This is a genomic window from Vibrio neptunius (assembly GCF_000967495.1).
Classification (GTDB): domain Bacteria; phylum Pseudomonadota; class Gammaproteobacteria; order Enterobacterales; family Vibrionaceae; genus Vibrio; species Vibrio neptunius.
Window position 1 is genome coordinate 71,159 of the sequence record NZ_JXXU01000006.1, and the last position, 19,725, is coordinate 90,883.

Genomic DNA, 19,725 nt, shown 5'->3' on the forward strand with positions numbered 1-19,725 from the left:
TACCTCTTACTCTATGAAACTACTATTAATTTAGACGTTAAACACTTTGAGCGAGATGTTTATCACCCAACACCGCTACCTTCACTTTATTGAAGCCATTGTGAATATCACATTGGATCAATAATAGTGATGGGGTCAGCACTAGTGTAATCATCGTCGCGAACAAAATTCCGTAGCCTAATGCAGCGGCAGCTGGAATGAGGAACTGTGCTTGCATTGAGGTTTCGCTCAATAATGGTGCCAAACCTGCAAAGGTCGTGACTGATGTTAACAACACTGCCCTCAGTCTGCTGCTACATGACTCAACAATCGCTTCACTCACCGGAACCTTATGCTTGCGTGTCAGTTCATTGAAGCGTGATACCAACAATAAGCTGTCATTGACCACAACACCACTCAGGGCGAGGATACCATTTAGCGACAGGATACTGATCGTCAGATCATTCAGCCAATGACCTAAGATTGCTCCAACTATACCAAACGGAATCGCTACCATAATGATGAGCGGTTGAACGTAAGACTTTAGCGGTATCGCCAACAATGCAAAGATCACTATCAACGCCATAAGAAAGGTCGATTGCATTGAGTCTGTCGACTCTTGCTGCTGTTCCGCTTCCCCAGTAAAGTCAATTTTTAGCGTTGGATATTCAGATTTGAGCTTTGGAAGCAATGTTTTCTCCAACTGAGCCACCAGCTCATTAGACGACACCACGTCTTTATCCACTACTGCGGTTAAATAAACAGCGCGTAAGTTGTCTATACGTGTAATTTCTGCTTGCTGGTAATCCGAATAGACATTCGCGACAGACAACATAGGAACCACAGTACCATCAGGAGTACGAACACTCGATCGCTGTATATCGGCCAGCGTTTGGCGATCACCTTCTGGATAGCGAACTCGAACTTTCACTTCATCTTTGCCACGCTGGAAGCGCTGAACAATATCACCGCCGAAGGATTGTAATACCTGCTTCGCGAGACTCGAAGTATCCACACCTAGCGCACGTCCCTGCTCGGTTAGCTCAAAGCGGTATTGCGGTTCGCCGAGATCTAAATTGTCATCAATGCCGCTCACACCGGGTGTTTGTTCCAGAGCCTGTTTAAATGTATTGCCTGCTTGGGTAAGAATTGTGTTATCGCTAGCTTTAAGCTCCACTTTAAAATTATCGACCATTTCCATTGACGAGAGCACTTTAAGCTTCTTCATCCCTTCCATCTTCCCCGACATCTGCAACCACAAGTCAGCAAACTCACCCGAACTGTAAGTAGCATCCGCAGAAAGCTCTACCTGTACGGTTCCAGTGCGGTCTTCATCGGCGATGACCTGAAGGCTGGTAATGTATGATGTACTCTGATCTTGGCTCTCGCTACTCGCTCTCAGCTGTTGATCGGCCTTAACCGCATTGGCTTCCAGCTCAAGAAGATTTGTTTGAGTCTGACCAAAGCTGGAATCGTTGTACATGCTGATTTCAGCACTGACCGTATCGCCGGCAATGTCAGGGAAGAAAGCGATTCTCACTGCTCCAGTCAATGGCATACCAATTACGAGAATAAACAAAGCGATAAAGGCCATGACCACAGCATAACGGAACTTTAACGCCTGCTTAATTACCTGCTTGTACACTTTGTGATTGAACCATTCCAGGCCATTGTCTGCACCTTGTTGGATGTGGCTCCAGATACCTTTCTTCTCACTTCGATGGGTATTGATATGGGCAAGATGCGACGGCAGAATAAATTTTGATTCAACCAAGGATAGCAACAGACAGATGGTAACCACAGTGGCAAACTGAGCGTAAATCTGACCCATTTTTCCATCAACCGCTGCAATTGAAAGAAACGCCACGACGGTTGTCAGCACACCAAAAACTGTCGGTGCTGCTACCTTTAATGTTCCAATAATCGTGCTGTTGAGCGAATCCCCATCTTTTCGTCGCGTCGAATAAATACTTTCCCCGACGACCACAGCATCATCAACGACGATTCCCAGCGCCATGATAAAACCAAACGTGGTCATCTCATTGATGGTTAAACCAACAAAGGAGTCGGTCATAAAAAATAATGTGCCAAAGAAGACGAACGGTAAGCTCGCCGCAACCCAAAATGCGACACGAATGTTTAAAAACAGTGCCAGTACAATAAACACCAGAGCGATACCTGTAAGGGCATTTTTGGCCAATAGAGATAATCGCTCTTTGATCAACGTACTTTTGTCGTACCAAGTCTCAACATCGACGTTGTCAGGTAGCAAATTGCTGCTACGCCATTGTTCTACTACTTGTTTAGCTTGTTCTACGATTTGTACAACATCGCTGTACTCATCCATGACAATCTGAATGCCCATCGAGTTACTTCGATTGTATCGTGACAAGCTAAAAGTGTCTTCCTCAAAGGTATCCGTGATACGAGCAATATCGCCTAGCGTAATTTGGCTGCCGTCGGAATGGGTGAGAACAGGGATCGCTTTAAAGTCTTCAATCTCGTAAGCCTGCTCAGAGACCTTAAGACGAACAGTTTTCTGGTCATTACGCAAGCTGGTTGAAATACTAGTGGATGATTCAGCATTAATCGCATCAGATACATCGGTAAGCGTTAAACCATACGCTTGCAATTGACTCTCATTGACCTCAACTGAAATCATAGGATCGATTTCCGCTTTGATTTCCAGATCACGAATCGCACTTTCAGCAAGCAAGTCGGCTTTAAGCTGCTCTGCTAAGTCCTGTAATGTAGCGCGGTCCGCGTCGCCATAAAGTTGAACCCATATGGCGTGATCCTGCATCCGAGCCTTATCAATTACTGGATTGTCAGCTTCAGCTGGTAGATTGTTGATGGCATCTACTTTAGTCTTCACGTCAGTCAGTAAAGCATCGAGACTATAGTTGGTCTCTTTTTCGATAGAAACATGGCTACCCGATGCGCTTGAAGTCGACGTAATGCGCTTTATTCCTGCGACCGTCTCTAAAGATTCTTCAATCTTTATCGATATCCCCTCTTCTGCCTGAATAGGATCACCACTGTCATAATTGACCGACACGGTCACGATGTCCGGCTCCAAACTTGGGAATGCTTCCTTACGCAATGAATTAACCGACAATAAGCCGATAGTAATGACTCCTAACATGAGCAGGTTAGCGGCAACCGGATTTTGCGCGAACCAAGCGATCATGCCTTTTGGTGTTTTAGATTGATGCGCCATGCTACCCCTCCTCACTTGGCGTGACTTTCATACCCGGCTTAAAGTTACTCAGCGGTCTGACAACCACTTGAGCCCTTTCTTCAGCCAAACTCGGAGTAACATATACTTTTCCATCACGACTAAACCTTTTGCTGGCGTTCGATTTGTTCAGCAAACCTTGTTCATCTACCGTCCAGATTTCGCCCTGCTGAGATATGGCTGAAGCCGGCACTTCCCACAGGCCATTCACTTCAGCTCCACTCAGCGTTGCTTTTACAAAAGTCCCCGGGTAGAGGGGTGAGTCTGCCTCAAGAGGTTTATCTACCACCACAACCAGTGAACGCTGGCGCGTGTCCTGAGTCACGTGTTGATACTTTCTCTCAACCCTTCCAGTCCATTGGTGGGCATCACTGGTGTCTGTCAGTGTCACCTGCCAGTTCTTGATGTCGATGGATGTGGGCAGATTTGACCATTGCTGCTCTGACAACGAAACTTCCACTTCAACACGTTCGATACTGTAAAGAGTGGCGACTATACTGCCCGCACTCAAATAGCTACCCGGCTGCACTTCTCTACTTACAACTAACGCCGTGAACGGTGCACGTATCTCTGTGTCTTTGAGGTCTTTTTCTGCTTTCTTTAATGCCTGCTTTGCATTGGCTAAGTTTGCCTCAGCGCTGGCAAGTTGAGGCTTTCTAAGAACTAGAGGCGAATTCGGCTCACCATCTAAGCCAGAACGTTGCCATTCAGATTTGGCTTGCTCACCTTCTCGCTGCTCTTCTAACAACTCAAGTTCTGCCGTCGCGACGTCAGATTTAGCCTGAGCTAACGCCTGCTGATACGACGTATCATCCAGCTTTGCTAGTATGGTGCCCTCAGTAACTACTTTGCCTGTCTCGAAGTCATCAGACAAGGTGATCACTCGGCCACTGACTTCACTGGCATAGTTAAGTTGATAACGAGATCGAGTTTCTCCATAACCCACAACCTGAGCTTGATAACTGGCACTGGTAGTCATCTGCACCGCGACTTGCTGGAGGTTTAAGCTTTCTTGCACCAATGGTTGCTGCAAGGTCTTCGTTGCTTGTTGCTCAGACTGGCTATTCTCACCCGCCTGAGCCATGTGACTACCGTTATAGCCAATGGCGGCAAAGATGCTTCCGGCAGCGACAAGTGTCACAGCTAGAGTGATGGCATTTTTCTTCATGATGAGACTCCCAAGCCCAAAGCTAGGCCTAAATCGATTCGGTTTAATAAACGTTGATAAGTGGCGTTAACCAGTTGTGCTTCAGTGTCGTAGGTCTGCTGTTGAACGGTCAGTAAATCAAAGATGTCGACCAGACCTTTTCGATACTTTTCTTCGTAGCTGACAAAGCTACGCTTCGAACTAGTAAAGGCTTGATTAAGATGCAGTTGCTGCTTTTCAAGCGAATACTCCTGCCCAATAGCGTTTTCCACTTCATTAATCGCCGTCAACAATGTTTCCTGATAAGCCCAATAGCTTTGCTCTGTAGTGAGTTGAGCAATGTCAGCCTGAGATTTAAGCTTCCCACCCTGAAAAAGTGGTGCGGATAGTTTTCCGAGTAGGCTCCACAACGGATCGGTTAGCAAGGCCTCGCTGGGTGACTGCGCAATATCCGTGAAACTTGCCGTCAAGCTGAAGGATGGCAGCATAGCTTTGTAAGCAGCGTCGGTACGAAGAGCTTCAGCTTCGATATTGTAGAAAGCTTGCTGCAGGTCTGGTCTGCCTGCCATGTTTTGTTGAGCAAGGGAATCGAGAGGATTCAAGACCTGTGGAAACGTCATCGCTACCTCAGGTTGCTGCAACTCGGGTTGCCATTGCCCCGTCAAGAGTTGGAGGCTGCGCTTACTCTGTTCTAGGTTTTCCGCATATTCAGCGACCGTTGAGCGCGTCGACGACGTACTCGTTTTGGCGTTGTCCAAGTCTTCCAGACTACCTAGCCCCACTTGATAACGCTCTAAAACCAACACCTCGTTGTTTTCCAATACATCCAGTCTTCTCAGCTCAATATCAAGTAATTGCTGATTGACGCTGATTTCTAACCAATTGCGCATGATATTGGCTGCCAACAAATCTTTTGCTGATTGCAGGCTTGCCTGAGAGGCCGCAACATCTTTTCGTGCTGCTTCGCTGCTATCTGCCAGTTTTTGCCACAGATCCAGCTCCCAACTTACGGTCACGTCGCCAGTATAGCTGTCATCAGTGTCTTGTTTGGATTGACTGGTAAAACTGGCACTTGCAGTAGGCAGCTGATCTGCCACCGTTACTCCTTGCTGGGCATAAACAATTTTCAGCGCGATCACGCTTTGCTGCAAACTAGGGCTATGAGCAAACGCGGCGTGTAAGTATTGCTCAAGCTCAGCGACAGAGATCAAATCCGTCAGTTGAGTCGGTTGGCTGATGTCACCAGCTTCAAGTGAAAGTTGTCGCTCGACTACCACCTGCGCCAGTAATTGCTCAACAGACTGAGCACTATTCTGCTCAGCCTGTGTGGCAAAGTCGGCATCGGTCCCCGTCGCACAGCCCATAACGCCTACCAGCGTCAGAGCAAGAATGGAATATCGCAATGTCATCGTTGTTTTCTCCCGCTATTGTACGAGAAATGTAACAAACAGGGGGGTTAAGGCAGGGTTAAGACATTTATGATACCCCTAAAGTAGTATTCTATACTTCTTTTTGCTTTGACATTGCTTCGAAAATAATGTGCAACTAGATTTATAAAAAGAATGATCTCACGGAAGGTGCTAAGTGCCTGTAAAAGTGGACATAATATGGAAAAGAAAACGTTATTGTGGATAGGACTCTTTATTACGGCTGCCTCTATTGGCCTTCTACTCTATGAAGGCTTCAGCTCATCACATTCAAAACACAATGACGCAGAGCATGATCACGCCTCAGAACCCGATCACCATGACTCACACCAGCACGACCATAAACACAGTGAAACAGAACAAGACAAACGCTACGGCTTGGTCTCACCCATCCCAGAAAACCCAGAGTTTGACCGAACTCAAGCCAAGATCGGTTGGGTGCTTTTTCGCGACCCTAATCTTTCCTCAAACAGAAAAGTCAGTTGTGAGAGCTGCCATAATCTGCGCACTAACGGCGCTGAAACGACGGCGGTTTCTACTGGAGTAGAAGGCCTTGGAACCCGTAACTCCCCTACCGTATTTAATGCGAGCCTAAATTACCGTTTTTTCTGGGATGGTCGGGTAAATAGCCTCCATGAGCAGCTTGATGGCCCGATTCATGACCCAGTTGAGATGGACTCAAATTGGTCAAAAATTACCGAATACGTCAGCCAGTCTCCTATCTACCAACAGTATTTTTTGCAGGCAGAGCTTCCTATTACAGAGCATAACATCAAGACGGTGCTGGTTGAGTTTATGAATGCCCTCAGCACACCAAACTCCCCGTTTGATCAATATTTAGCAGGCGATGAAAACGCACTCAGCCCTGAAGCGAAACTCGGATGGCAAACCTTTCAGAAAGAAGGGTGTGTTCGTTGTCATCAGGGCAGCAACATCGGCGGCGGTATGGTCATGCGATTTGGCTACTTTGGCCAGTCGACCACTGGAGAAAACCGCAGCTCTGATAAAGGACGGTTCAACACCACTCAGGACGAGAACGATCTTTATCTCTTTCGTGTCGCCAGCTTGAGAAACGTCGCCCTGACGCCACCCTACTTCCACGATGGGAAAACACAACACCTTTCAGAAGCAATTCAAATCATGGGTGAAAGCCAGTTAGGAAAAACGTTTGACGACGAAACCATCGCCCATCTCGAAGCTTTCCTGAATTCGTTAAGTGGAGATAGACCAGCCATCTTGCAGGAGTTTGAAAATGAATAAAATCAAACTGACCTTCGTGGTGTTTTTTCTCCTTTTCCTATCAATGTGTGGCTACGTCTACCTGGCGTATTCTGAGCTAACTAAACTCGCGAAGTATGATGATCTGGTTCGTAATTTGGGCCATGAAGTGGTTGAGCTAAAAGATAAAGTCGTGGGTGCTTCTATTCGCGGTCTGACCTCACCTTATGAGTTGACGAGTCATCTGGTCAGTATCGAAAAGGAGATACAGGCGTTCCATCAACAGCAACAAATAGATTCAATTCACAGCCCGTTATTCCAACATCTACCGACTGAAACTCTACTTTTACAGTTTCGCCAGTCCGCTCTTGAACTCGCTAAGGCGCTTGATCAGACCATCGGCTTAATCGTCGCCAGAGAATTTGTCCTGCACTCACTAAAAAACAACCTGACAAAAAATGGCGAATTTGGCCAAGATAATCGGTCACTGGACCAGCTTATTACCCACATACTCGATCAAAATGCTATTGGCGCAGATGAAGAATTGACCCGTTTCGCACAGACGTTTATCCAGCTCAACACACAACGACAAAAGCTACTGTCTCGCATTCTTTCGCATGAAAGTGCGATGTTTGTAGAACAAACCGAACGTGGGCTCTCGGCCGCCTCAGCTCAGCTCAGAGATACCATTTCCCAAGTGTTGTATGCCATTGCGTTGTTGCTAGTCGTTCTCTCTGGGCTTGGTTTTGTGAGTCGGATTTCAGAATTAAAGCGCAACAACCTAGCTTATCAAGTTGCTACTGAGAACGCTGAAAAAGCTAATGAAGCAAAATCTATATTCCTCGCCACCATGAGCCACGAACTGCGGACGCCCATGAACGGCGTATTAGGTATTGCCCAAATAATCAAAGATGAATCTCAAGAGCTGGAAACCAAGGAGCAAGCTCAGATCCTTATCGACTCCGGTCAACATCTGATGACGATACTCAATGACATACTCGATTTCTCTAAGGTCGAACAAGGCAAACTGGAACTTGAGATTCATCCATTCTCCATAGGCGAATTAGTACTCAGTCTGGAAAAAACATTAGGCCCTCAAGCGGCAAACAAAGGTTTGAAGTTTGTCATCCAAAATAAAGTGCCAGCCAATATTGAACTGCATGGTGATCCTGCTCGAACCCGACAGATTCTATTTAACTTGGTCGGCAACGCGATTAAATTTACCCAAACTGGCAAAATCGAGGTCGAATTCGCGCTCGACACTTCAATAACACCCAATGTCTGTATGTCCGTCACAGATAGCGGCATAGGAATAGAACGCGAGAAGCTCGACACTATTTTTACTCCATTTGAGCAAGCAGAGCTCTCCACGACGCGTAAATTTGGCGGTACAGGACTCGGTTTATCTATTGTTAAGCGGTTGGTCGAAATAATGGGCGGCAAAGTGTCCGTTTTCAGCCAGCCAAATGTGGGGACACAATTCACCCTCACTATCCCATTTGAACTCAAAGAGTTGGAAATAAGCGAAGCTCAAGTACAGTCCTCAGATGAGCTTTCCTTACTTGACAACTTCACCGTCCTACTGGTCGAAGACAACCGTGTTAATGCTATGGTAGCGAGGAAGTTCTGCGAATCTATGGGGCTATTGGTTGATCATGCAAATGACGGGCTGGAGGCAATCAGCCGTCTCAAGCATTCCAATTATGATCTGATCATTATGGATAACCACATGCCAAACATGAATGGTCTGGATGCGATTGAACATATACGCACCAAACTCAGACTCAGCACCGTCATTTTTGCTTGTACTGCCGACGTTTTCAAAGAAGCACACGATGAATTCATCGCCCGAGGCGCCAATTTTGTCCTGACTAAACCTCTACAAAAGAGCAGCCTACAGAACGCATTAAGTCAGTTTTCACGTCAGTTTTCCACCCACCGGGAAGTGGCTGAAGCCGTGAAACAGTTACCTCAAAACGCCAGCAACAACATTTCGACTCTCATCCGCTTCCCCGTTAATAAGTTGCCGCTTACAGAAGAGGAAGTCTCACAGAGCCCGCTGATCAATCAGCTTGAGCTTCAGGATAGAGAAAAAGTTGAATTGCTCGAATCATTAATATTTGAGTTGGATACTAAAACCGACTCTCTGATCGAACTACATTCCAATACAACGCCAACCGAACTTCACGCTATTCTGCACGCCATCAAAGGTATCGCTCTCGAGTTCTCGATGGGAGAAGTTCTACTGTTGACGAAAAAGACAGAAGACATTGCAAGACAAGGGGAAATTCCTGAAATCGAACTGCTGCAAAAACTAGTCAACCGACTGATGGTGAATAGCCACGAAGCCAGCCGATTGATAACCCGATTGAATCCGCACAACAAGACTGGCTAAGGTAAAGCAACGTTATGAAATGGACCTTCACGAAATGTCGATACAGATAAGGTTTCGAACGGTACTCGTATTTTGATCGCAGAAGATAACCAAGTGAATGCACTGATTTTGTCGAAATTCCTCAAAGGGTTGGGTTATTATAATATTGATCGAGCAAAAGACGGGCAGGAAGCCGTAGAGATGGCACTAGTGGGCAATTATGAATACATCTTTATGGATAGTCACATGCCACGACTCACTGGATTGGAAGCGACCAAACTGATTATTGAATTTCACAACATTTCAACCACAATAATTGCCTGTACGGCTGACACAACTAACACCGCAAGGCAGCAGTTCTATCAGTACGGAGCGAAAGAAGTACTGCTTAAACCCGTTAAAAAAGATTCGCTGTATGCTGCAATGGAGACTTCCTCTCAATCAAATGGCCAAAGTGTTGGAAATGGTTAGGGGCCACAGTGTGCCCCTATTTGCCTTACACGGCTTTAATTTCTAACGTTTTGTTGATTCCGGTTTCATCGACAAAATCTTGATCATGACTGACCAAAATAAAAGGGCCTGGGTACGTAGATAATGCTTTTGCCAGCCGTTGCTTTGAATCGATATCGAGATGATTGTCTGGTTCGTCAAGCAAAAGTAACGGCGAACAAGATTGGTGGCTCACAGTTAATACCGCTAGCTTCATTTTTTCTCCACCACTTAGCGCTGAGACCATGTTGTAAACACTGTCTCTGCGAAAGCCAACCCCAGCTAACAAAGTTCGAGCATCGCTCTCTGCTAGCTTGGGGCAAGAATTGCGTAACGTATCCAACATACTCATATTCGGACAAAGCGAACTAAAATGTTGATCAAGATAGACCGTTTTTGTTTTGCGTTTCACTCCTTGGTGAAGATTTCCCGTGGGAGAGTTCAGCGCTTTTAATAGCGTCGATTTACCGCAACCATTAATACCTGATAGATGTATACGGTCTGTCTTCCCTATCCTTAAGCTAACAGGCTGCCAACGACGTGTATCTACGCAGAAGTCAGTGATGGAAGCCAGATTAGCTCGTGTTACCTTGTGAGGTTGAGCCAGATAAAAGCTCTGTTTGTTCACTTCTTCTTGTTGTTTTCTTAAGGTCTCCAGCTTGTGCTGGTTGCGCTTCAACTGATTGTTTTGATTGGTGATAGCAGCAGAGCGAGTGACCTGCGCGCTGTCTTTCATTGCGTCCATTAGAATTTTTGGCTGACTGCCTGATCTTCTTGCGCGATTACCCATCGCCTCTCGCTGCTGGGCTTTTTCGGCATTGAGCTGGATCTGACGCTCAATCTTCTTCTTTTCTGATTTGAGGTTGTCAATCTTGCTGCTTAAAGCCTGTTTCTCTACGTTATATTGGCGCTGGAATTCATCATAGCCACCTCGATAGCTTTTCAAACCTAATGATGAGAGGTGACAGATAACATCCGCACAACGTAGTAACGCTCTATCATGACTGACCAATAGAATCTTACCGGGGAATGCTTTGAGTTTATTTATCAACCACTGTTTTCCTTGGGTATCGAGATGATTACTGGGCTCATCAAGCAACAAAATATCCGGACTTTGCTCAAACAAATAATAGAGCTGAAGCTTAGCCAATTGCCCTCCACTTAGGTGGCAACAAAAGTCATCCAATGACAGCGCAATGCTCAACTGAGCCATAAGCTCGATTGCTCGCTGCTCTACCTCCCAGTCATCGCTAAGGCGGTCAAAGTCCTCCAGACGAGTGCTTCCTTGTTCTATAGCCCTAAGAGCCTGACGTTTGTCATCGATACCAAGGTATTGCGCAATGGTCATATCACTGATTAACAACTCTGAAGGTAGCTGCGAGTACGTAGCAACCCTCCCTTGACGTTCGACATTACCAGCGTCAGGCAAGCACTCCCCCGTCAAGATGGAAAGCAACACCGACTTACCGCTACCATTTTTTCCAGTTAGGCCAGTAATATGATGATTTAACGATAAATTGATCGAACGGAATAACCATTCCCCCGTTTCGAGCTGATGTGAAATTTGAGATGCAATTAATGCAGGCATATCGCCTCCTTTTTAATTCAAAAAGGGGTCGCCATTGTGCGGTGATATGGCCGAGCGTATAAAATGCCGAGATAATCCAGATAAACTGGCAAGAACCACCATTGATGGATTTTAGAAATGTACTAAGATTGCGGCAACGCCCACTAACCCCGAGTGTCCAAAGTGTTGTTTATATTGGATGTCAGGAAGTTAGCTGTTCATTTAGGCATTGGCTCCTAGTAAAGTGATGTGCAGATTATAACCAGCTTTATTTAAAAGTTGCAATATCGCACAGGAGATAATAGCAAGAAAAGATAACCACTCGAACTGTTTCGCCACAATGGCTAGACAGTAAGGCCTAAGACGCCTTAACTCTCAGATTTTGAGGATTAGACTCAAGGTATCTATTAGTGAATATTTATCATGTTATATTGCTCACAAAGCATACTTAATAGATAAGTGACGCAGACTCGAAATTCAAATGTTGGCTATTAGGAGAAGCAATGAGTATAACGTTCAGAAATGCAAAAATTTGTGATGCGAAGGCAATCAGTGAGTTGATTTTACCTTTAGCAAAAAAGTATGTTTGTCCAACGTGTGATCCCTCAGTACAAGGTGTTTTGCTCAAATCCATGTCAGAAGAAAAGGTAGAGCATTATCTTTCGACAAATTATCACTACGTTGTTGCGGTGACTGCAAATGATGAAGTCATTGGCGTAGCAGGGATTAGAGACAACTCACATCTGTATCATTTATTCGTAAACGATCGCTTTCAAGGCCATGGACTATCTCGTCAATTGTGGGAAGTGGTTAAGGAAAATGCGCTAAATAACGGCAATAAGGGGATATTTACAGTCAATTCAGCGATAAATGCGGAATGCGTATATTTACGTTTTGGTTTTAAGCGCACTAAAGGTATCAGAAATCGCCAAGGTATGATTGATATTCCAATGATGTTAGAGGCTAGTTGCTAATAAATAGGTGGATATGCTCTTATTGCTTTTGTTACTCGAAATGAAAACATGATCTCAACATGGCAGTATAAGGATGAAACTATAAATTATGGATGAAACAATCTTTCCAAATATTCAGTTAAGTCATATTGAAATATATGTCAAAGATATAGTAAAGATGGAAGACTTTTATACGAGGAAGTTAGGTTTTGTTGTCACTGACAGAGGCGAAGGGGAAAATGGTCTGGTTTTTTTGAGTCGCAGTCCTGAAGAACATCACCAGATTGTACTCAGTCCCATACACTCGTCTAGGCTTGATGAAAGCCCACTTGATCATATTTCTTTTAGAGTGAAAAGTATTGGTGATCTAAAGCTTTTCAATTCATCATTAAAGTCAGTCTCTGGCATCAATTTGCAAACTGTATCTCACGGCACCACTTGGTCTCTATATTTTCGTGATCCTGAAAACAATAGATTTGAAGTTTTCACAGATACACCATGGCATGTAAATCAGCCATGTAAGTTCCCTATTAATCTAGAATTATCTGATCAAGAGTTAATTGAATTTACAGAGAATGAGGTTAGAACTATGCACGGTTTTTGTCCAAAAAGCGACTGGAAAATCGCTCATAAAAAGAGTTTAGGCGAATTTGCTTAACCATAGCCGTATAAGTAGTTCAAAAGCCAACAGAAAGGGAGTAGTAAATTGATGCTATTCCCTTTTGTTTTTGCTATTGAGTTAACCGAAGTTCAGAACTTAATGTTCATACCAGCAAAGATCACATCGGATTCAAAGTCATCAGCCAACAAGAACTTTCTGTATTCCAAGTTTAAACCAAGGGTACTAAAAAATATCAGCTCAGTGCCGGCTCCGTAGTATGGGTGTAGTCCGGTGTGAGTATCAGTTCTTTCTGTTCCCCCCGAAGGGGTATAAGTTTTCTCAACATCAGAATAATTCGCGCCACCGACAACATACAAATTGAGGAAAGAAACAGGAGATACGCCCGCTTTCAAGCCAGCAAAACCAGTAGAGTAAGTCACTTCTTGCTTGGTCGTCCCAAAAACAGATGTGACGATGTTGCTTGTCATACCATCAACTGCAGCATAACCGATCTCTGCGGCAAAGTTGGGGTGGAATTGATACGCGTAATCAATCTTGCCCGCAAAACCCGAGTCACTCCAATCATTCGGCCCATCCGTACTACCACCCCCTATCCCAAAGCCGATTTGATGATTACCTGCAAACGCGGCTGAAGATAGCAATAATGGCAATAGTAAAAGCATTTTTTTCATCGTTGAGTACTCATCATAAACATCTCATAAAGCTGGAAAATAAAGCAAACTTTCAATAAGTTGTACATAATCTTTGTAAGCCTTTGTCAGAGCATTGTATTAAAAGGTGTGGTCATTGATACACGCTTCGACTAGAGGATACTGAGAATTTTACGATACTTATCCTCAAGTTCTTGCAAGGCTGCTGTTAAGTTCGGCTCTGGTCGACTGAGGTGAGCAATCAGAGTCATAAAATAACAGTCCATAATTAGCGGTATTTTTTCAGCTCCCTTGGTCGACAAGTTTGAGTTTGCAAATACAGCATCATTGTAAGATTGGTAGTAATCCATATCCCAAATAACTTCTTTGAGCAGCGCTCGACTTAAGTTCACGTTAGCAAAATAATAACCATAATAGGTTGTTGCAAACCTCAGCCCAATAGCCATTACGTCGTTATCAGAGTTGGATATTCCCTGTTCAGCCATCTCAGTAAGCTGAGCTAGCATACCTTCACGCAATATCGCGAGCTTATTTTCAAAATGGCTAAAGACAGTGCCATCGGCCACTCTTGCATGCTTTGCTATTTGACGTGTCGACGTTTCCTGATAGCCCTGTGCTTCAAAAAGTTCCCACGCAGCGCTAAGGATCCGTTGTCGCGTTTGTTCTCTCTTTCCCATGATTTCTTCATCCCAAATATTGCTGTTAGATCATACCTGTCCCCAGATGAGTTGACAAATTGAGCGTGCTCATTTAATAATTGATCACGCTCAATTATTAAATATGGAAATTCTAATGAAAGAATCTTTTAAGAAAGCCATCACCCTTTTGGTTCAGTGGTTAGTGTTCATACCGATCTTGTTTTGCTTCTCTTACGTTTTAAGACCAATACTGATGTCAATTTTGATCCCTGGCGGTCTGTTGTTTCTTGCCATCATTGGAGGTGCGGAGGTAAGAAAAGTAATGAAAAAAATGCTAATGTCTTCCTTGACTAAATGAGTCTAAGTAATGAATACGACTCAAACAGGTGGGGCAATTCGGTCATGTTCGCTCGTAACTGTTTGCCTTACTCTCGCGACTCATCATTGGGCCAAGTGAGGGTTTGATCACTTATTTTTTACAACTCAACGCCTCTAGCTCCTCACCTATTGTGTCAATTTTGGAAAAAGACAATGATACTTCTTCCAATAATCGAAGAATAAAACTAACTTAAGTGATTGATATTTGGTGATTCAGCTTCCAAAGCGTGTTTTATTGACCAAGAAACCACACAAGTGTGAATTTCTGCTTCTGGTTCGAATTGAGTTTCGAATTTAAAATATGCAAAACCAGAAAATAACAAGCACGTCACAAAGGAAGCAAAAGGGACGCCATGAGTAATCAAGCGCTAATTCAGACATTCATCGACATTGTCGGTCAAGACCATGTGTTAACCGATAACAAAAAAACCGAATATTACCGCTCAGGCTTCCGCTCGGGTAAAGGCAAAGCGCTGGCGGTTTTGTTTCCCGGTTCATTAGTTGAACAGTGGCGCCTGCTTCAGGCCGCGGTAGAAGCGAACTGCATTGTGATCATGCAGGCCGCCAAAACCGGTCTAACTGAAGGGTCTGCACCAAGTGGTGACGATTACGACCGCGAAGTTGTGGTGATCAATATCATGCGCATCAATTCGCTGCATTTGGTTGAAAACGGCAAACAGATCATCAGTTTACCGGGTGTAAGCCTTCATCAACTTGAGAAGAAGCTTAAGTCCGTCAACCGTGCGCCTCATTCCGTGATTGGCTCTTCTTCAATTGGCGCAACAGTTGTTGGTGGTATTGCCAACAACTCCGGTGGTGCTTTAGTCAAACGCGGCCCAGCGTACACGGAATTAGCGCTATTTGGCCAGGTCACCAAAGAAGGCAAACTAGAACTTGTGAATCATTTGGGTATAGACGGCCTTGGTGATACGCCAGAAGAGATTCTGAGCAATGTTGAACAAGGCAATTTTGACTCTTCTAAGATTGTCCACAATGAGGCGATGGCATCAGACAAAGAGTACGAAGCTCGCGTTCGTGACGTCGATGCTGAAACCCCTTCCCGTTTTAATGCTGATTCCAGACGCCTGTTTGAAGCCAGTGGCTGTGCAGGTAAGCTGGCAGTGTTTGCAGTCCGTGTCGATACTAACCCTGTCGCTGAAAAAGAACAGCTTTTCTACATCGGCTGTAGCGATCCAGCGAAGATGACGATGCTGCGCCGCGACATGCTCAGTGGCTTTAAACATTTGCCAGAAATGGGCGAATACATGCATCGCGACATCTTCAATTTGGCAGAAACTTACGGTAAAGATGTTTTCCTGTCGATTCATCACCTAGGCACTGACAAATTGCCTAAGTTCTTTGCGCTAAAAGCAAAAGTTGAGTCGATTCTCAAGCGCATACCGTTTGTATCTAAAGATTTGCCAGATATTACGCTTTACTGGCTCAGCAAGCTGTTTCCACAGCACCTTCCTAAGCGCATGCTGGAGTTCAGAGACAAGTACCAACACCATCTGATCTTAAAAATGAGTGATGGTGGTATCGATGAAGCGAAAGAGTACCTGGAGAACGTCTGGTCTAAGCAGGACGGATGTGAGTACTTTGTTTGTGATGCAGATGAAGGCAAGAAAGCTCTGCTTCACCGCTTTGCGGCTGCGGGTGCTGCGATTCGCTATGAAACCATTCACTCCAATGAAGTGGAAGACATTCTGGCGCTGGATATTGCTCTGCGCCGAAACGACATTGACTGGGTGGAACAGCTACCTGAAGAGATCAGCAAAGACTTAGTTATGGGTCTCTACTACGGTCACTTTATGTGTCATGTCTTCCATCAGGATTACATCTTCAAAAAAGGCGCAGATACGAAAAAGATCAAACAGAAAATGCTTGAGCTTTTAACTCACAAAGGCGCTAAATACCCAGCAGAGCATAACGTTGGCCACCTTTATGAAGCAGAAAAACAGCTTCAGGAGTTCTACCACTCGTTGGATCCTACCAATACCTTTAATCCAGGTATTGGCAAGATGAGTAAGTACAAACGTAACTGCAGTTGCTGTGGCGGTTAACGGGCTTATTTAAAATAAGACTCACTCTGAGCTTTTTCAGTTCTCAACTCAAAGAGCTCAGAGGCCTTCTCACTCTGCTGCATTATCCCAAAGCTACGTTATTCTGGCTCCAGCCAAATTTGTCGCACAGCACTTTAAGCTGATTAAGCTCATCTTGAGTCTGTTCGACCAACCAGTTAAGAATCTCACTGATCATGGGAGAGTGATTACGTTGGTAGCAGTAGTACTGCCAGTCACTATGTTGAAGTGAAAGCTGTTCAGGGCATTTAAGAAACTCACGCTTGAGCTCAGGTAATACCAACAGCAGGTCTGTCACTGTTACTCCCTGACCGGACAAGCAGGCACTTAGCGCTAAATCCAAGCTGAAAAATACGGTATCCCTACCCTTTTTCGCCCCTTGCAAATCAGCGTTGTTTAACCAGTTTTTCCAGTCCTGGTGATCGAGAGTGGCATGCAAATGTGGCAACGTCAGAACGTCACTTAACTGAATATGCTGCTTAGAGAGGGATTCAGCGTAAACCGGCGCCATAAACTCATCGCGCAGGAAGGTCACATCTGAGCGATTCTGGTATCGCTCACGCTTTCGCGTGTTCACGATCAACAGATCGCAGTCTTCAGAATCAAGCGGAGGATCTTCTTCAATCGATGGGATGATGACAATCTCATGTTCAGGGTATCGCTCGTTGAGCATCGCAACCTTAGGCATCAGAATACGCGTGGCATAACTGAGTGCACTTTTTATCACAATACGCTTCTTATTCGGTAACGCCCACTGAGCAATCAAACCATCCAATGCAATGTAGTTTTTACGCAGCACTTCATAGAGGTCTTTCCCTTGCGTGGTTAACTCAATCGCTCGGTGTTTTCGGATCACTAGAGATGCTTTTAGCTCATCTTCAAGTTGTTTTATCTGACGACTGACTGCACTTTGGGTAACATTAAGCTCATCTGCTGCTTTGGTAAAGCTCATAAGGCGCGCAACAGATTCAAAGACTTTCAATCCGTTGTGTGAATAAGGGAGACGGTTATAAGGGGACATAATTCACTCGCATGATCTGAACTCATGTAAGAGTGGCATAAATGTCATTTGAAGGCTAGCCAGCAAACTCGTACCTTATTGTGATAACGATCACGAGGCACACAATGAAAAAAATTCTCTCTCTGGCATTTCCACTGATAATTTCGCAGCTCATCGCAATGGCACTGGTTCTGACTGATGTCTGGATGATGTCGCGACTCAGTGTGTCTGCGCTGGCAGCCGGAGGATTGGGTGCGTCTATCTACAGTTTCGTCTTTATTGTAGCGAGCAGCACCGTAGGTTGTGTGGCGAATTTAATTGCCATTGCTTATGGTCAACGTATTGCGAGACCGGAATACGGCAATCAGCAAATCCGCTTAGCCGTAAAAGGGGCTGTACTACTGACGGTGATCCTGTCTGCGATCTTAACCTTGTGTTTTGCATATGCACCGCAACTACTGGCACTGGCGAAGCAGCCTCAAGAGCTCGCTGGCCCAGCTATGGAATACCTAGACGCATTAAAATGGGCCATGTTGCCGTCTCTGATGCTACTGGTGTTGCGCGGCTTAACCAGTGCGCTTGGTAATGTTCGCTCGATCATGGTGATGTCATTACTTACCGTTGTGCTCAACGTACCTATCAGCTATTTGCTTGCTTTCCAGCTAGAGCTTGGCTTGGCAGGACTTGGCGCGGGTACCGCTTTAGCAGCGTTCATTGTAATGATGGGCTACGGCTACTGGGTGTTTAAACGCCCTGAATACAAGCCGTTTGCGCCGTGGATAAATACAGAAGAATACTCGCTATCATTGCTTAAACCTTTACTGGCGATGGGATTGCCTATTGCACTGGCTGCGCTGCTTGAACACGGCCTGATTTACGGTGGCACCTTGATGGCAGGCACCATCAGTATCGCCGCGCTCGCATTGCACCAAATTTTGCTGCAATGCCTGAGCTTCACCTGGAACATCAACTTTGGTTTCTCGCAAGCCGCAGCAATTTTAGTCGGCCAGGACTACGGTGCGGAAGATTATGACGGTATTAAGCGTACCGCCTTACGCAGCTTTGGCCTGACGACAGTGATCAGCGTAATGCTGGCAGGTGTGTTCATGTTATGGCCTGAGCTGATCGGCTCCATTTTCAATCTGGATGCTGAGCTTTCAACACTGCTCGTCGCCGTTCTCTGGGTAGTCGCACTCTCTTTCATTGTTGATGCATGGCAGCTACTGGCGATTAACCTGCTTCGCGGCATGAAGATTGTTGTTGGGCCGACTGTAGTGACGGCTGTTGGCTACTGGGTGTTTGGCCTACCTGCTGCATGGCTGCTACTGCCAGACTTTGCTTTAGGCGGCATCTGGGGTGGTATCGGCATTGGTCTAGGTGTCACAGGTGTGTTGCTACTTGTCCAGCTTCTGCTAGCGATTAAGAAGCAACGCCATACAGATTCTCTTGCCGTAGCCATGGGTTAATCGGTAATATCGCTTCGACCATGAATGAGAGAAGCGATGACAGACCTCGATATTGAATTTGAACATATTTTTCTGGAAGTAAAAGCCGAACGCTGGCACAGCATCGAGCGCTTCTATTTCAGCTACTTTTGCTTCCGGGAAAATTACCTCACCAAGAAAGGTAAACCAGACTGGGAACTCGCCCGCAAGCAGTGCCCTCGTTCCCGCTCTCTCACTATCATTAAGCACGCTGAGCTTGAGCCGCTGGTTCCACACGAAGTGATCACCGGAGAAATCAAACGTTACTGGCGTGATGGTATACTCACACCAAGAGCATTACGCCGTATTCTCGACAGCCTTCTGGATTATGTGACCATTACCAAAGCAGAAAAGAACGCCTTAAAACAAGCAGGCTTTCTCAACGCAATGCCTGCTTGTTGGTATGCTAATCAAGCAAAAAACGTAAACTTAAGATTTGAAACTCTGAATATCTGTATTGCGTTTCAATAATTAAAACGA

The 19,725-nt window shown here is 45.2% G+C and carries 15 protein-coding genes; 8 read left to right on the plus strand and 7 right to left on the minus strand.

The annotated features are described in order from the left end of the window. Window positions 1-37: 37 nt before the first annotated feature. From TW84_RS03195 to TW84_RS03205, 3 genes are read right to left on the minus strand one after another with little or no spacing between them, the layout of a single operon-like run. A complete protein-coding gene (locus tag TW84_RS03195; RefSeq protein WP_045974234.1) occupies window positions 38-3,199 on the minus strand; it encodes an efflux RND transporter permease subunit in 3,162 nt (1,053 codons plus the stop codon). Window position 3,200: 1 nt separating this feature from the next. Then, the gene (locus TW84_RS03200) at window positions 3,201-4,385 is read right to left on the minus strand and encodes an efflux RND transporter periplasmic adaptor subunit (protein ID WP_045974235.1); all 1,185 of its coding nucleotides are present in this window, start codon (window positions 4,383-4,385) and stop codon (window positions 3,201-3,203) included. After that, window positions 4,382-5,773 carry a TolC family protein gene (locus TW84_RS03205; RefSeq protein WP_045974236.1) on the minus strand — a complete coding sequence of 464 codons (1,392 nt, stop codon included), beginning with the start codon at window positions 5,771-5,773 and terminating at the stop codon, window positions 4,382-4,384. The genes TW84_RS03200 and TW84_RS03205 overlap by 4 nt, the downstream gene beginning before the upstream one ends. A gap of 198 nt (window positions 5,774-5,971) precedes the next feature. Between TW84_RS03205 and TW84_RS03210 the strand changes: the two genes are divergently transcribed. The 3 genes from TW84_RS03210 to TW84_RS03220 all read left to right on the plus strand — a co-directional run bounded on the left by TW84_RS03210 (window position 5,972) and on the right by TW84_RS03220 (window position 9,854). Then, a complete protein-coding gene (locus TW84_RS03210) occupies window positions 5,972-7,051 on the plus strand; it encodes a cytochrome-c peroxidase (RefSeq protein ID WP_045974237.1) in 1,080 nt (359 codons plus the stop codon). Beyond that, window positions 7,044-9,404, plus strand: a complete 2,361-nt coding sequence (locus TW84_RS03215) for an ATP-binding protein (RefSeq protein ID WP_045974238.1) — start codon at window positions 7,044-7,046, stop codon at window positions 9,402-9,404. Before TW84_RS03210 ends, TW84_RS03215 begins: the two co-directional genes overlap by 8 nt. 72 nt (window positions 9,405-9,476) lie before the next feature. Then, window positions 9,477-9,854, plus strand: coding sequence for a response regulator (locus TW84_RS03220; RefSeq protein WP_045974239.1), 378 nt, complete (start codon window positions 9,477-9,479; stop codon window positions 9,852-9,854). Between the two features lie 25 nt (window positions 9,855-9,879). On the opposite strand, the gene TW84_RS03225 is transcribed toward TW84_RS03220, so the two are convergent. Then, window positions 9,880-11,460, minus strand: a complete 1,581-nt coding sequence (locus TW84_RS03225) for an ATP-binding cassette domain-containing protein (RefSeq protein ID WP_045974240.1) — start codon at window positions 11,458-11,460, stop codon at window positions 9,880-9,882. Between the two features lie 482 nt (window positions 11,461-11,942). Here TW84_RS03225 and TW84_RS03230 point away from each other — a divergent pair, with 482 nt between their 5' ends. Together TW84_RS03230 and TW84_RS03235 are read left to right on the plus strand one after the other, a co-directional pair. Beyond that, entirely contained in the window at window positions 11,943-12,413 is a 471-nt protein-coding gene (locus TW84_RS03230) for a GNAT family N-acetyltransferase (protein ID WP_045974241.1), read from the plus strand. Window positions 12,414-12,501: 88 nt separating this feature from the next. Beyond that, entirely contained in the window at window positions 12,502-13,050 is a 549-nt protein-coding gene (locus TW84_RS03235; protein ID WP_045974242.1) for a VOC family protein, read from the plus strand. Window positions 13,051-13,142: 92 nt separating this feature from the next. On the opposite strand, the gene TW84_RS03240 is transcribed toward TW84_RS03235, so the two are convergent. Together TW84_RS03240 and TW84_RS03245 are read right to left on the minus strand one after the other, a co-directional pair. Next, complete coding sequence (locus TW84_RS03240) at window positions 13,143-13,685, minus strand: outer membrane beta-barrel protein (protein ID WP_045974243.1); 543 nt, start codon at window positions 13,683-13,685, stop codon at window positions 13,143-13,145. Between the two features lie 131 nt (window positions 13,686-13,816). Beyond that, the gene (locus TW84_RS03245) at window positions 13,817-14,341 is read right to left on the minus strand and encodes a TetR/AcrR family transcriptional regulator (RefSeq protein ID WP_084720181.1); all 525 of its coding nucleotides are present in this window, start codon (window positions 14,339-14,341) and stop codon (window positions 13,817-13,819) included. Window positions 14,342-15,033: 692 nt separating this feature from the next. Between TW84_RS03245 and dld the strand changes: the two genes are divergently transcribed. Continuing rightward, window positions 15,034-16,743, plus strand: coding sequence for a D-lactate dehydrogenase (dld, locus tag TW84_RS03255; RefSeq protein WP_045974245.1), 1,710 nt, complete (start codon window positions 15,034-15,036; stop codon window positions 16,741-16,743). Between the two features lie 82 nt (window positions 16,744-16,825). On the opposite strand, the gene TW84_RS03260 is transcribed toward dld, so the two are convergent. Next, window positions 16,826-17,782, minus strand: a complete 957-nt coding sequence (locus tag TW84_RS03260; RefSeq protein WP_084720182.1) for a LysR family transcriptional regulator — start codon at window positions 17,780-17,782, stop codon at window positions 16,826-16,828. Between the two features lie 104 nt (window positions 17,783-17,886). On the opposite strand from TW84_RS03260, the gene TW84_RS03265 reads away from it, so the two are divergent. Together TW84_RS03265 and TW84_RS03270 are read left to right on the plus strand one after the other, a co-directional pair. Further along, on the plus strand, window positions 17,887-19,227 hold the full coding sequence (locus TW84_RS03265; RefSeq protein ID WP_045974246.1) for an MATE family efflux transporter: 1,341 nt from the start codon (window positions 17,887-17,889) through the stop codon (window positions 19,225-19,227). Between the two features lie 36 nt (window positions 19,228-19,263). Further along, window positions 19,264-19,716: a hypothetical protein gene (locus TW84_RS03270; RefSeq protein WP_045974247.1), complete on the plus strand. Its 453-nt coding sequence runs from the start codon at window positions 19,264-19,266 to the stop codon at window positions 19,714-19,716. Window positions 19,717-19,725: the final 9 nt, after the last annotated feature.